The 13,004-nt window shown below is 61.1% G+C and carries 17 protein-coding genes; 12 read left to right on the forward strand and 5 right to left on the reverse strand.

Annotated elements, in window-relative coordinates; translation table 11 throughout:
- Window positions 1-156 precede the first annotated feature (156 nt).
- The 7 genes from IEG05_RS22500 (at window position 157) to IEG05_RS22530 (ending at window position 6,457) form a co-directional block, all read left to right on the forward strand.
- A complete protein-coding gene (locus tag IEG05_RS22500; RefSeq protein WP_139229565.1) occupies window positions 157-522 on the forward strand; it encodes a hypothetical protein in 366 nt (121 codons plus the stop codon).
- Between the two features lie 207 nt (window positions 523-729).
- Window positions 730-1,572 carry an IclR family transcriptional regulator domain-containing protein gene (locus tag IEG05_RS22505; protein ID WP_191122754.1) on the forward strand — a complete coding sequence of 281 codons (843 nt, stop codon included), beginning with the start codon at window positions 730-732 and terminating at the stop codon, window positions 1,570-1,572.
- Window positions 1,573-1,774: 202 nt separating this feature from the next.
- The gene (locus IEG05_RS22510) at window positions 1,775-2,629 is read left to right on the forward strand and encodes a CoA transferase subunit A (RefSeq protein ID WP_046619993.1); all 855 of its coding nucleotides are present in this window, start codon (window positions 1,775-1,777) and stop codon (window positions 2,627-2,629) included.
- The gene (locus tag IEG05_RS22515) at window positions 2,629-3,411 is read left to right on the forward strand and encodes a CoA-transferase subunit beta (RefSeq protein ID WP_023443941.1); all 783 of its coding nucleotides are present in this window, start codon (window positions 2,629-2,631) and stop codon (window positions 3,409-3,411) included. Before IEG05_RS22510 ends, IEG05_RS22515 begins: the two co-directional genes overlap by 1 nt.
- A complete protein-coding gene (gene pcaF / locus IEG05_RS22520; protein ID WP_046619991.1) occupies window positions 3,408-4,613 on the forward strand; it encodes a 3-oxoadipyl-CoA thiolase in 1,206 nt (401 codons plus the stop codon). The genes IEG05_RS22515 and pcaF overlap by 4 nt, the downstream gene beginning before the upstream one ends.
- A gap of 231 nt (window positions 4,614-4,844) precedes the next feature.
- Complete coding sequence (pcaD, locus tag IEG05_RS22525) at window positions 4,845-5,633, forward strand: 3-oxoadipate enol-lactonase (protein ID WP_046619988.1); 789 nt, start codon at window positions 4,845-4,847, stop codon at window positions 5,631-5,633.
- Between the two features lie 158 nt (window positions 5,634-5,791).
- A complete protein-coding gene (locus tag IEG05_RS22530; protein WP_161796178.1) occupies window positions 5,792-6,457 on the forward strand; it encodes a DUF4376 domain-containing protein in 666 nt (221 codons plus the stop codon).
- Window positions 6,458-6,472: 15 nt separating this feature from the next.
- Here IEG05_RS22530 and IEG05_RS22535 read toward each other — a convergent pair whose 3' ends face one another.
- Both IEG05_RS22535 and IEG05_RS22540 read right to left on the reverse strand, forming a co-directional pair.
- Window positions 6,473-6,754 (reverse strand): hypothetical protein, encoded by a 282-nt coding sequence (locus IEG05_RS22535; protein ID WP_042919905.1) that lies wholly within the window; start codon window positions 6,752-6,754, stop codon window positions 6,473-6,475.
- A gap of 10 nt (window positions 6,755-6,764) precedes the next feature.
- Window positions 6,765-7,106, reverse strand: coding sequence for a hypothetical protein (locus IEG05_RS22540; RefSeq protein ID WP_046619987.1), 342 nt, complete (start codon window positions 7,104-7,106; stop codon window positions 6,765-6,767).
- Window positions 7,107-7,360: 254 nt separating this feature from the next.
- Here IEG05_RS22540 and IEG05_RS22545 point away from each other — a divergent pair, with 254 nt between their 5' ends.
- The 3 genes from IEG05_RS22545 to IEG05_RS22555 are packed head-to-tail and all read left to right on the forward strand — an operon-like array spanning window position 7,361 to window position 8,476.
- Window positions 7,361-7,849: a glycoside hydrolase family 24 protein gene (locus tag IEG05_RS22545; RefSeq protein ID WP_042919901.1), complete on the forward strand. Its 489-nt coding sequence runs from the start codon at window positions 7,361-7,363 to the stop codon at window positions 7,847-7,849.
- Window positions 7,846-8,013, forward strand: a complete 168-nt coding sequence (locus IEG05_RS22550) for a hypothetical protein (protein ID WP_161796177.1) — start codon at window positions 7,846-7,848, stop codon at window positions 8,011-8,013. The genes IEG05_RS22545 and IEG05_RS22550 overlap by 4 nt, the downstream gene beginning before the upstream one ends.
- Window positions 8,006-8,476 carry a DUF1353 domain-containing protein gene (locus IEG05_RS22555; protein WP_052742210.1) on the forward strand — a complete coding sequence of 157 codons (471 nt, stop codon included), beginning with the start codon at window positions 8,006-8,008 and terminating at the stop codon, window positions 8,474-8,476. The genes IEG05_RS22550 and IEG05_RS22555 overlap by 8 nt, the downstream gene beginning before the upstream one ends.
- 346 nt (window positions 8,477-8,822) lie before the next feature.
- On the opposite strand, the gene IEG05_RS22560 is transcribed toward IEG05_RS22555, so the two are convergent.
- From IEG05_RS22560 to IEG05_RS22570, 3 genes are all read right to left on the reverse strand, one after another.
- Window positions 8,823-9,488: a hypothetical protein gene (locus IEG05_RS22560; RefSeq protein ID WP_152664407.1), complete on the reverse strand. Its 666-nt coding sequence runs from the start codon at window positions 9,486-9,488 to the stop codon at window positions 8,823-8,825.
- The gene (locus tag IEG05_RS22565; RefSeq protein WP_152664406.1) at window positions 9,485-10,144 is read right to left on the reverse strand and encodes a hypothetical protein; all 660 of its coding nucleotides are present in this window, start codon (window positions 10,142-10,144) and stop codon (window positions 9,485-9,487) included. The genes IEG05_RS22560 and IEG05_RS22565 overlap by 4 nt, the downstream gene beginning before the upstream one ends.
- Window positions 10,145-10,311: 167 nt before the next feature.
- Window positions 10,312-11,028 (reverse strand): SOS response-associated peptidase family protein, encoded by a 717-nt coding sequence (locus tag IEG05_RS22570; protein WP_046619984.1) that lies wholly within the window; start codon window positions 11,026-11,028, stop codon window positions 10,312-10,314.
- Window positions 11,029-11,128: 100 nt separating this feature from the next.
- Here IEG05_RS22570 and IEG05_RS22575 point away from each other — a divergent pair, with 100 nt between their 5' ends.
- Together IEG05_RS22575 and umuC are read left to right on the forward strand one after the other, a co-directional pair.
- On the forward strand, window positions 11,129-11,554 hold the full coding sequence (locus IEG05_RS22575; protein WP_191122755.1) for a LexA family protein: 426 nt from the start codon (window positions 11,129-11,131) through the stop codon (window positions 11,552-11,554).
- The gene (umuC, locus tag IEG05_RS22580) at window positions 11,542-12,798 is read left to right on the forward strand and encodes a translesion error-prone DNA polymerase V subunit UmuC (protein ID WP_046619978.1); all 1,257 of its coding nucleotides are present in this window, start codon (window positions 11,542-11,544) and stop codon (window positions 12,796-12,798) included. Before IEG05_RS22575 ends, umuC begins: the two co-directional genes overlap by 13 nt.
- Window positions 12,799-13,004 lie beyond the last annotated feature (206 nt).

Here is a 13,004-nt window from a genome sequence, read left to right on the forward strand (position 1 = left end):
GTGGTGCTGAAACCTGTCAAAAAGGCCTGAAGTCAGGCCTTGTGTGGACTCCGTTAGGCCAAAGCGCTTGAAAAAGCGCCAAACCGGACGGGTTGGGGCAGTTGAAGCCGAGTTTTTCAACGGCCTGCTAGGCCTTGCCTGTCTCTGGAGTCATCTATGTCACGTCTTCTCGTGTTGTTTCTCGGGCTGATCACGCTGAGCGGCTGTACCGTGCATGAGTACGCCGGCCACGGTTATCACCGCCCCTATTACCACGGCGAATACCGCGAGTATCGCTACGACGGCTATCCAGCCCGCCATTACCGATACGACCGTTCCGATTACCCACGCCACGCTCCGCCGCCGGTGGTTCGGCACGAGCGCTACGAGCAGCATCGGAGTCATCGTCACGACCAGCCTTCCCGGCACTACAGTCAGGGCGGTGACCGTCACTACAAGAACGCCGTGCGCCACCCGGTTCAACACAGGAGCTACCGGCCGGCTAAGTCCCAGCAGCATCACGATCGCCGCCGCCAGTGGTAGCGGGCCGGCGCTGCCGCCGACAGTGAGCCGTGGCCTGACTCGGCTCTGACTTCCCCTTTACGCTGTGGCATTGCCGCTTAGGTAAACGCCCGCCAAATGACCTTGCGGCGGGCTGGCATCTTCTCCGTCGCCGGCCAGGTGCAGCGCTGGCGATTATCGGTCGATGCACCGATAATCGCCCCGATGTCAGCGTCTGGGGTGTCCTGCATGACCGATGATTCACGAGTTCTCCAGCCACCGATGGCGCCGCCCATCGTCGCGTCCCCCGCCAAACGCATCGAGGCGCTAACCGGCGATCCCAACTTCATGACTTCGCTGGCGCGCGGGTTGGCTGTGATTCATGCGTTCCAGGAGCGGAAGCGCCACCTGACCATCGCGCAGATCAGCCACCGCACAGAGATCCCCCGCGCCGCGGTGCGCCGCTGCCTGCATACCCTGATGAAACTTGGCTACGTCACCACCGACGGGCGCACCTATTCGCTGCTGCCCAAGGTGCTGACCCTCGGTCACGCCTATCTGTCGTCCACGCCGCTGGCAGTTACCGCGCAGCCGATTCTCGACCGCCTCAGCGAGCAGCTTCACGAAGCCTGTTCGATGGCGACGCTGGAGGGTGATGAGGTGCTCTATGTGGCGCGTTCGGCCACCCCTCAGCGGCTCATCTCGGTAGATCTGTCGGTGGGCAGTCGGCTGCCTGCCTATTGCACGTCGATGGGCCGCATCTTGCTGGCGGCGCTGGATGACGCGGCGCTCGACGACTACCTGGGGCGAGCCGACCTGCAAGTAAAGACCAGCCGCACCTTGCACAGCCCGGAGGCGCTGCGCGAAAACATCGCCGAGATTCGCCAGCAGGGTTGGGTCATCATCGATCAGGAACTGGAAATGGGCCTGCGTTCGTTGGCCGTTCCACTCAAGGATTCCGCCGGCCAGGTGCTGGCCGCGCTGAACATCGGCACCCATGCCGGGCGCGTCTCGCGTCAGGAGCTGGAGACCCGATTCCTGCCCGTGCTGCTGGAGGCCAGCCGCGAATTGAGCACGCGGCTGTTCCATTGATCGAAGCTCTCGCGACCATCGGCGACTACGGTGCTCTAGGTGGATTCGCGCGCTGAGTCGGCGTTGTTCATCACAATGGAACGGTGCTTAAGTTGTTCGATAATCGAACGTTATGTCGATTATCGGATTGTTTGGCTGGGGATGGACCGTTAACGTTTTCACAACGCAATCGGCGTACAGAAAACAACACGAGATCCGACTCATGGCTGAATTCCTCTCGCTCCGCGAAGCGGTCGAGCGCTTCGTCCAGGATGGCGACACCGTCGCCCTAGAAGGCTTTACCCACCTGATTCCCACCGCAGCCGCCCATGAAATCGTGCGCCAGGGGCGCAAGGACCTGACCCTGGTGCGCATGACACCGGACCTGGTCTACGACCTGCTGATCGGTGCCGGTTGCGCGAAGAAGCTGATCTTCTCCTGGGGCGGAAATCCCGGCGTCGGCTCGCTGCATCGTCTGCGTGATGCGGTGGAGAAGGGCTGGCCGCAGCCGCTGGAGATCGAGGAGCACAGCCACGCCGACCTCGCCAATGCCTACGTCGCCGGCGCCTCTGGTCTGCCGTTTGCGGTGCTGCGTGCCTATGCCGGCTCCGACCTGCCCAAAGTCAATCCGCTGATCAAGTCGGTTACCTGCCCGTTCACCGGGGAAGTGTTGGCGGCCGTGCCCAGCGTGCGCCCGGACGTCACCGTGATCCACGCGCAGAAGGCCGATCGCAAGGGCAACGTGCTGATCCAGGGCATTCTTGGTGTGCAGAAGGAAGCCGCCCTGGCAGCCAAGCGCTGCATCGTCACCGTCGAAGAGATCGTCGATGACCTCCAGGCGCCGATGAACGCCTGCGTGCTGCCGACCTGGGCCCTGAGCGCGGTGTGCCTGGTGCCGGGTGGCGCGCACCCGTCCTACGCGCATGGCTACTACGAGCGAGACAACCGTTTCTACCAGGCTTGGGACCCGATCGCCCGTGACCGCGAGGCGTTCAGCGCCTGGATCGACACCTACATTCGCGGCACCGCCGAATTCGCCGCCTATCGCGCGAAGATCGCCCAGCAGGAGGCCAACTGATGAGCGCTTACAACACAAACGAAATGATGACCGTCGCCGCGGCCCGTCGGCTGGGCAATGGCAGTGTCTGCTTCGTCGGCATTGGCCTGCCGTCCAAGGCTGCCAACCTGGCCCGCCTGACCCACGCCCCGGAAGTGGTGCTGATCTACGAATCCGGCCCGATCGGCGCCAAGCCTTCGGTGCTGCCGCTGTCCATCGGTGACGGCGAGCTGGCCGAAACTGCCGACACGGTGGTGCCGACTGGCGAAATCTTCCGCTACTGGCTGCAGGGCGGGCGCATCGACGTCGGCTTTCTCGGCGCCGCGCAGGTGGACAAGTACGGCAACATCAACACCACGGTGATCGGTGACTACCACCAGCCCAAGGTGCGCCTGCCAGGTGCCGGCGGCGCGCCGGAGATCGCTGGCAGCGCCAAGCAAGTGCTGATCATCCTCAAGCAGTCGCATCGCACCTTCGTCGACAAGTTGGCTTTCATCACCTCGGTCGGCTTCGGTGAGGGCGGCGATCACCGCAAGCAGTTGGGCCTGCCGGGTGCCGGTCCGGTGGCGATCATCACCGATCTGTGCATCATGGAACCGGAAGAGGGTACTAACGAATTCGTGGTCACCGCTCTGCATCCGGGTGTGGCCCGCGAGCAGGTGATCGAGAACACCGGTTGGCAGATCCGCTTCGCCGACAACGTGGTCGTCACCGAGGCGCCGCGTGCCGAGGAGCTGGAAGCGCTGCGCGCCCTGGAAGCGCGCACGGCTGCCGCCCATGGTCAGCTGGGAGGTGAGGAATGAGCCGCGAGGTATTCATCTGTGATGCCGTACGCACGCCGATTGGCCGCTTCGGCGGTGCGCTGGCAGCCGTACGTGCTGACGACCTGGCTGCGATCCCGCTGCGGGCGCTGCTGGAACGCAACCCGCAGCTCGATCCTGCGGCGATCGAGGAAGTCTTCATGGGCAGCGCCAACCAGGCTGGGGAGGACAATCGCAACGTAGCGCGCATGGCCGCGCTGCTCGCCGGCCTCCCGGATACGGTGCCGGGCGTGACCCTCAACCGTCTGTGCGCTTCGGGCATGGATGCCGTGGGCGCCGCGTTTCGCGCCATCGCCTGCGGTGAAATGGAGCTGGCGATGGCCGGCGGCGTCGAGTCCATGTCCCGCGCGCCCTACGTGATGGGCAAGGCCGACACGGCGTTCGGTCGGACCCAGAAGATTGAGGACACCACCATTGGCTGGCGCTTTATCAATCCGAAGATGAAGGAAATGTATGGCGTGGATGCCATGCCGCAGACTGCTGACAACGTCGCCGATGAGTGGCAGATCAGCCGCTCCGATCAGGATGCTTTCGCTCTGCGTAGCCAGCAGCGAGCGGCGGTAGCTCAACAGAGCGGGTTCTTTGCCGAAGAAATCGTTCCGGTGGTGATTAAGGGAAAGAAAGGCGAAACGGTAGTCGATACCGACGAGCACCCGCGCGCCGATACAACGGCCGAGGCGCTGGCCAAGCTCAAGCCGGTCAATGGCCCGGACAAGACCGTCACCGCCGGCAACGCCTCGGGCGTCAACGATGGTGCCGCAGCGATGATCCTCGCCAGTGCCGAAGCGGTGCAGAAGTATGGCCTCAAACCCCGCGCCAAGGTGCTCGGCATGGCCAGTGCCGGCGTCGCCCCGCGGGTCATGGGGTATGGCCCGGTGCCGGCAGTGCGCAAGCTGTGTGAGCGCCTGAATATCACGGTAAGCGACTTCGATGTGGTCGAGCTGAACGAAGCCTTCGCCGCGCAGGGCCTGGCCGTGACTCGCGATCTCGGCCTGCCAGATGGCAGCCCGAAGGTGAACCCCAACGGCGGCGCCATCGCCCTGGGCCATCCGCTTGGCATGAGCGGTGCTCGCCTGGTGCTGACTGCAGTCCATCAGCTGGAGAAAACTGGTGGCCGTCTCGGTCTCGCGACTATGTGCGTCGGCGTAGGGCAGGGGCTGGCGCTGGTAGTGGAGCGGGTCTGACCTGGATCGTGCGCAGACTGCCGTGGCGGCGATCTCGACCGCGACACATTGCGAGCATGCAGCTGAAAGCGCTTGCGCGGGTATCGAATTGGGCTAGACCTCTACGTCGTGCTGCGTGCTGCCGAGGCACGCGCAGAGCGTCGGCGAAGCCGCCCGTGATCGCAAGAATCTCCGAATCAGGCTGTGCTTGATCGAGCACACCGACAGAACATAACGCGAGTGAGTAGAACAATGCCGAGCGTAAAACTGGCTGATGCAAGTCTGAACTATCGATTCGACGGTGCGGATAACGCGCCGGTGCTGGTGCTTTCCAATTCTCTGGGTACCAGCCTGGGCATGTGGGACGAGCAGATTCCCGCGTTTTCAGAGCATTTTCGAGTGCTGCGCTACGATACGCGCGGCCACGGCGAGTCGAGCGTCACCACTGGCCCCTACAGTATCGAGCAGCTGGGAAGGGATGTGCTGGCCCTGCTCGATACACTGGGTATCGAGCGCTTTTCCTTCTGCGGCCTTTCCATGGGCGGGCTGATCGGACAGTGGCTCGGAATCCATGCCGGCGACCGACTGCAACGACTGGTGCTGTGCAATACCGGAGCTAAGATCGGCACCGACGAAGTATGGAACGCCCGCATCGACAGTGTCCTGGCCGGCCGCGAGCAAGCCATGCGCGACATGCGCGATGCATCCATTGCTCGCTGGTTCACAGCGGGCTTCGCCGAGGCGAACCCAGCGGCTGTGGCACACATCACCGAGATGATCGCCAGCACCTCCCCAGACGGCTACGCGGCCAACTGCGCGGCTGTGCGCGATGCCGACTATCGCGCACAGCTGGGCGCGATCAAGGCACCGACACTGGTCGTTTGCGGCTCCAAGGACCCGGTGACAACCATCGAGCATGGCCAGTTCATCCAGTCCAATATCCCCGCCGCCGAACTGGTCGCATTCGAGGCTGCGCATCTATCGAACGTAGAAGCGGGCGACGCGTTCACACAGCGAGTGCTGGCGTTCCTGCGCGGCTGAGAGCCGTCAGTGGTTGGGTCGACGACGCATGAAACCTCTGGCGGAAGGCGAACCATCTGCAGGTTGCTCAGCCGCAAATCAAAAGGCCCCGCGTAAGCAGGGCCTTGAAGACTGGAGGGCGGCATGGTCGTCGAATGGTTCTACTAATGGAGCGCAGCATGATCAAAGTTCAATCCAACACCGCCGCCCGCGAGCCCATCCCTTCGTTCCTCGTTGGCCTCGCCCCCGAATCCCTCGCCGACCTCAGCTGGACCGATCCGCAACTAGGCGTCTCCGACTGCGCCTGGTGGCCCGAGGACGATCAGTCACCGGCGCTCGGGGAGTTCGAGCGCTACGGCGACGAGACGCTGACGGTTGATCCTGAGCGCCGCGTCGTGGTCGTGGTGCGTGAGGTCGTGCCGTGGAGCGCCGAGGAAATCGCTGAGCACGCGGCCCAGAGCCGCGCGGAAATGGCGCCGCTGATCGACGCCGAGCGCGACCGCCGCATTAGCGCCGGATTCGAGTTCGCGGGCGTGCGCTACCAATCACGGCTGCCGTCACCCGAGCGAGCGGGGGACTGGGAGGTATTCAGCGGCAAGGCGCTGGAGGCGCTGATGGCCGCGCTGGATGGCGCTCAGCCTGGTGACCTGCGCTGGTCGGACCCTGCCGAGGACTTCGCCTGGATCGCCGCCGACAACAGCCGCGTGCCGATGGATGCCCAGACTGTCATCGAGCTGGCCAAGGCCGCCAGCGCGCACCGTTCGCGGCACACCTTCGCCGGCAGCGACCTGAAAGCGCTGGACCCTATTCCGGCTGACTATGCGGCAGATCACTACTGGCCGTGAGCTGTTCTCGCAGAATCACCCTGTGCGGTAGAGGCTGGTTTTGCAGCGCCTGCAGTAGTGGATGTATCCGGTATCAAACACGTCCGATTCCGAGATCTGGTTGGAATTACACTTCCAGCAGCAGATGCCTCGGTTTCGGTTGCCCTTGTGGGCTGCCAGGTACTCATCCACGCTCGGCAGTGCCTGCCAGCGTTTTTTTGCTCGGGCGTCAGAGCGCATCAGGCTAATTACCTGATACACCGGCAGCACAACGAATACCAAAATCGCCAAGCCAAATAGGAGCGTCACTACCGTCATAAGCGATTCCTTATAGACCGTCGCTAGAAACCGCAGCTGTGCCATTCAGCTCGTGTACGCGGTGACAAAACGGAGGGTAGGGGGCAAGCGCGCTGTCGAGGTGCCGCAGGCATGCCTCGATGGCTGCAGATCGCCTGCTGTCATCGCCTTCGGCCAGCATGTTTAGCGCTTCGACAAGCTCAGTTGGTGTCGGCTCGCTCAGCAGCATGCCATGCTGAACGGTTAGCATTTGTCGCTTGTACACCAGCCTGACGGGGTCGCGGCCCACCAGCGAGGCGCCGGCTGCCAGTAGTGCGTCGATGTGGTTGCGCAGCGCTGTGCACTGGCGCCGATCCTTTCCTTGGTAACTCATCCTGACTCCATGCCGAGTAAAGCCTTGTTATGGTGACACAATCCAAAGACTGATGCTGTCATAGTGCCACTTTTGCAGAGTGCCATGTTCTGCCCGCAGCGCTTTGACTGCGCTCAAGGAGCGCGTTTTGGAATAGTGACAGACATCACATTTAGTGGAATCATATTGGTATCACCTGCGCTTCCTCCCCCGCCTGCGCAGCTGTGGTTTCGGAGCCCGCCATGCGCGGGCTTTTTTTCGCCTGGAGAAAACTCATGCCTCGAATATCAGCTGCCCAAGCGGGCGGCACGAACGTGCTCGCCTTCCTGGATCTGATCGCCTGGTCCGAAGGCACCGACAACGGTCGCCAGCCGACGCGGGATCAGGGTTATGACGTGGTGGTCGGCGGTTCGCTGTTCGACTCATACGCCGATCATCCGCGGCGCCTGATCGACCTGCCGAAGCTCGGCATCAAGTCCACGGCCGCCGGCCGCTACCAGATCCTGTCGCGCTACTGGGACCACTACCGGAAAAGTCTCGGTCTGTTTGGAGGTTTCACGCCGGAGAACCAAGACCGCATCGCGTTGCACCTGATCCGCGAATGCCGAGCGCTGGGCGACATCAAGGCCGGGCGCATCGAGCAGGCGATCGAGAAGTGCCGCAGCCGCTGGGCATCGCTGCCGGGCGCCGGGTACGGGCAGCACGAACACAAGGTCAGCAATCTGCTGGCCGCATACTCGAAAGCCGGGGGAGTCCTCGCATGATCCGCATCATTGTTGCCGCCTGCCTGCTGCTCACCCTGCAAGGCTGCGCCGCCTCGCTGGCTTCCTACTACTGCGGCAAGCCAGCCGTAGACCGTGCCGCCTATCGCGCCGTTATGGACACCCGCACGGCCCCACATCGCGTGAGGGTCGAGTGCTATGAGTAGCGCATGGTTCTCCGGCGCGCTTGATCTGCGCGCCTACAAGCCCGGCGAGTGGGTGCTGCTGGAACCTTTTCGCTATCACGCGCGTGATGGCCGCGAATTCACGGTGCCGCGCTGGTTCATCACCGATTTGGCGAGCATCCCCTGGCTGGTTGATCCGCTGTTTGACGGTCTGGACCATCGCGCCGCTGGCGTTGTGCATGACTGGCTTTACTGCAGCCAGCAAATCAGCCGTGCCGAAGCCGACGAACTGTTCCGCGAGATGCTGAAAACCCTCGGCGTCGGCGGCATCAAGCGCACCCTGATGTACTCCGGGCTGCGCGTGGGCGGCTGGTATCGGTACAACCAGTGCCAAGGCGGGCCGAAGGGCGATGACTTCGCCTGGGAGTTCATGACCTCGGCAGAGCGTGAGGCGTACCGGTACAGGTTTGGGATGAGCCGGCAGACTCTATCAGTAGCCGGTTGACCGCCGCAGTTGCCGACTCTCCAGTCTGCTCCAGTCGAGCCAGTGCCGCAGCGGCGTCCGGTGACAGGCGGATGTCATTGAGCTTGCGCCCTCCCTGCTGAGCGAGTCGCGCATCGTGCAGCGCTCGGCAATTGCCCGGACGGCAGCTTGCGCAAAAACGCAAGCTGAAGGTGATGGAGTGGACATACTCGGCTAACAGAGCCAATTTCAGGCTGAATTGGATGATACTTGGTGAGCGATGTTACCCAGTCGGGCCTGTCAAGTTGGCAGTGTATTACGCGCGTAAGTAGCGCATGCAGCAAGTGAAGCACCGCTAAGGGCCCAGCTGGAAGCGAACAGGCAAACATTATTTGAAGACGAACTTCGAGCTTTTAAGAGTCCCGTGCTCGGTCATAAACGTAACCTCTCCTTCACTCCAATAATTCGCGTTTAGGTTAGGGCTTTTCGAGATGTGAGAGGACAATACTAAGTTAAGATAGTCGGAATAGAAATAAGTATAAACAACGTTTTCTGGGTGGTAAACTTCATTCATGGTAGTGCTGCAGTCGTACCTATAAATGGTGCCCGGCAATTCATCGATAGCCTGGGTCGCCGCAATGGAGGTAACAAAATTGCATGTATTCATTGACTCTGTAGCATGGTCCGAATAATTGATGCTGGAAAAAAATCTTAAGCCAGCACTCGGGAAGCCAGGGTTCTCCTCATAAAGAATTTTATTTACATGAGAACCTGAAGGGAGAAAAATAAAACCCTTCCACCCAAGAACCCCTGAGACAGAATCGGCAGTGTAGGAAACGTGATTATTCATTTGGGTGTACGAAATATATATAGGTTTGGTGTTTCCGTAAACTCCCTGTTTAAGGCTGCTAAGCTTTGGAGAGCCGGCATAAGATATAGGCAGCTCAAGTTGTTTTTTTACTTGGTCTGAAATGTTTTCAATCTCTCGTGCACTCGCAGTGGTTCCATCACAAATTAAGATTGTGAGCAGAATTGGCAGTGATTTTGCTGTCATTTTGTGCACCCTCCATGCTGGCTAATCGGAGTCGACGGGAAGCGGCACACGTTAAATACGATTTCCTCTGGCTGATTGGCGCTTTCTAATGTAGTGGATCCTGGTTGCAGCGTTGTGTAGGTACCGCTCATAGGTTTTGATTTGGAGAATGTATACTTAACATTTACAGGGTAATTGCAACTGTTCATAAGTTTTATCTTTCCGGTGCCGTTTTCGTTGCGCATGGCTATACAGTTACTCAAATGTACCGATACATTTTCATTATTTTTGTTTAGATCGCTTTCAAATGAATCGACGGCTTGTCGATGGGCCTCTAGTCGCAACGTCTTTTGGTGCATCTGCTCTGCGGCATCCCGCTCAGCTTCATCTAAGGAGAGTTTGTTCCTTATTTCACGCTCGCGGCGGCGCTCTGATAGAAAATCATCGAGCATATTTCCAGTCGTTTCTGCTGCACTGTTGACTTCGCCTTGTCGAATCGCGTCTGCTCGGCGCTGCGCTTCCTGTCGAGATTTCAAGAGGTCTGCGCAAGTTCGACCAGCTATTTCTTGATACCCGAGTTCGCCGCAGTTCTGAGCTGAATGAGAAAGTGTGGAGAGCTGTAAAAGCCATGCAGCAGCCACTAACACGAGTGCTTTTCTGATGTTCAAGATTTTCATTAGTGTTCCCTCCGGCAGCGGAGTTCAGATGAGCAGCGAGGCGACAAGTACCTGCCAAGTCAGGGCGATCAGTATCATCTCGAGCGCGAAGGGACTCAGGCATCGAATTGTTGATAGTCCGACGTGTGCGCGTTGTCTAGGCTAGGCCGCGATTTTTTTCCAGCAGCTCAAAAGGTGAGGTTAGATTTTGAGTGCTTAATCGGCTCAATCAGGCTTGGCCCTTCGTTGCGGACGTTGCCAACTGCGCGGTCCACGGCAAACCATTCGAATGCCTCGACCGGTAGCGCTAGGTCGCGCACGATCTCCTCGGCGCGCTTCAATGGCAGGTCCGGCTCGACCCACTCGCGCGCCAGATCTGCCTCGAGCACTACCGGCCGGCGGTCGTGGATATCGACCATACCCTGGTCGCTGTCTGCCGTGATGATCACGAAGCCGTCGCCGTCGCGATCGGTCAGGCCGGTGCGGTCCATCTGCGCCAATGCGGCAAACCAAAGTGTCTCTCCTTCCTTGCGGCGGATGTAGTAGGGCTGCTTTTTCTTCGGGTCCGATGGGTCCTTGACCCACTCGTACCAGCCATCCGCCGCAACCAGCGTTCGGCCGGTCGCCCAGATGCCTCGGAAGAACCGGCTGGTCGCTGCCGTCTCCACCCGCGCGTTGATCGCGGGCGGGCGCTTACCCACTGCCCAGAAGGGCTGATACCCCCAAGGCAGGCGGGCCATACGCAGGCATGTGTCGGTCTCGTAGAAGATCATCACACGTGAACGCGGCGCGACGTTGTAGCGGTTGATCGGCTCAGGATCGATGCCGCCTTCGATTGGCTTGTCATAGCGCAGCGCATCCAGGTACTCGACCGCTGTTCGGTACTGCGTGAATCGACCGCACATATCCCCTCCAGCCTGCTATCGGATGGCTGTCTCTCTACATTGACCGCATGCGGTGCTCGTTGTTTACTGTTTATATATACAGTAATCGCAGAGTAGTACCATGCGCGCCACCATCCTGGGCCACATCGGCCCGTCTCCCACTTTCTTGCAGTACATCGATTCCCGCGTGCCTGCGGGTTTCCCCTCGCCAGCGGCCGACTATGAGGAGGTCACGCTATCCATTGATGAGCTGATCGATCTCCGCGCTCCGCACGTTTACCTGGTACGGGTCGAAGGCCCGAGCATGATCGGCGCGGGGATCTACGATGGTGATGTGCTGGTGGTCAACAAAGCGCTGGAGGCGCGCTCCGGCCACATCGTAGTCGCATACGTCGATGGCGGGATGACGGTCAAGCGGCTGCAGATCACGCCGGCCGGCGTCTGGCTGCAGCCTGAAAACCCGGACTATCGTGCCATTCCTGTCACCGAGTCCCTGCATGTGTGGGGCGTGGCCACGCACAATCTCCACCAACTATGTTCGCGCTGATCGACTGCAACTCGTTCTACTGCTCGTGCGAGCGTGTCTACCGGCCGTGGCTCGACAGCGTGCCGGTGGTGGTGCTGAGCAACAACGACGGCTGCGTGATCGCGCGTACCCGCGAGGCCAAGCGCCTCGGCATTCCGATGGGCGCGCCTTTCTTCCAGTGGCGCGATCAGATGCGTGAGTGGGGCGTGGTGTGCTTCTCCAGCAACTACGAGCTCTACGGCCAGATGAGCTCGCGGGTAATGACCACGCTAGAGGGGATGTTCCCGCGGATCGAGGTGTACAGCATCGACGAGGCGTTTGCCGACCTGACGGGCATGACCGGCGACCTGGTACCGCTGGGGCATGAGGTGCGCGAACGCGTGCTGCGCTGGACCGGCATACCGGTGGGCGTGGGCATCGGGCCTACGAAGACCTTGGCCAAGCTGGCCAACTGGGCGGCCAAGACCTGGCGCAAGTCCGGCGGGGTGATTGACCTGCGCGACCCGGAGCGGCGGGACAAACTGCTGCGCATGACCGAGGTCGGCGAGGTGTGGGGCGTCGGCCGGCGGCTGACTGCTCGCCTTCGACCACTAGGCATCCAGACCGCCTGGGACTTGGCTCAGTACGACGCGGCATCGCTGCGCCGGCAGTTCAGCGTGGTGCTGGAGAAGACCGCCCGCGAGCTGCGCGGGATCTCTTGTCTCGAGCTCGAGGAGGCGGTACCGCCGCGGCAGATGATCTGCTCCTCGAAGATGTTCGGTAGCCGCCTGCGCGATATCGCTCCCATCCGCGAAGCGGTCGTGGCTTACGTCACCAAGGCCGCCGAGAAGCTCCGTACCCAGCAGAGCCTGGCCGGCGCGCTGCAGGTGGCCATCCGCACCGGCATGCACAACCCCAACCAGCCCCGCTACGCCAATGCCATCAGCTGCCCGCTGCCATACCCAACCGACGACACCCGCGTGCTCGCCGCCGCGGCCGTGCGCGGGCTTGAGGCTATCTACCGGCAGGGCTACGCCTACAGCAAGGCGGAGGTGCTGCTGATGGATCTGCGGCAGCGAGGCGAATTCACCGGCGACCTATTCGCCGGCGCCCCACGACCTGGTGCCGACCGGCTGATGGCCGTGGTCGATCAGATCAACGCGCGCGAGGGCAGAGGAACGGTGCGGCTCGGACGCGTCCCCTCCACCGCGGAGTGGTCGATGAAGCGGGAAATGATGAGCCAGCGGTATACGACTCGGTGGGATGAGTTGATGGTGGTGCGGTAGAAGGGCCGGAAACAGGCTGTCTTGGTGACAGTTTAGCGGCTCCGAAGAGGCGTAACTGTCGCCATTACTGTCACTAAATAAAAAGGTTCTTCGCGGAGTCTGGGGGAAGAGCGAGTTGACAGTCAGGGAAGCAGGTAAATTGGCAGTCGCCAAACACACCCTTCACCTGTCCCTGCTGTCGCCGTGCATCCTATTGATCTTGCCGC

Source organism: Stutzerimonas kunmingensis (genome assembly GCF_014764705.1).
Lineage (GTDB): Bacteria > Pseudomonadota > Gammaproteobacteria > Pseudomonadales > Pseudomonadaceae > Stutzerimonas.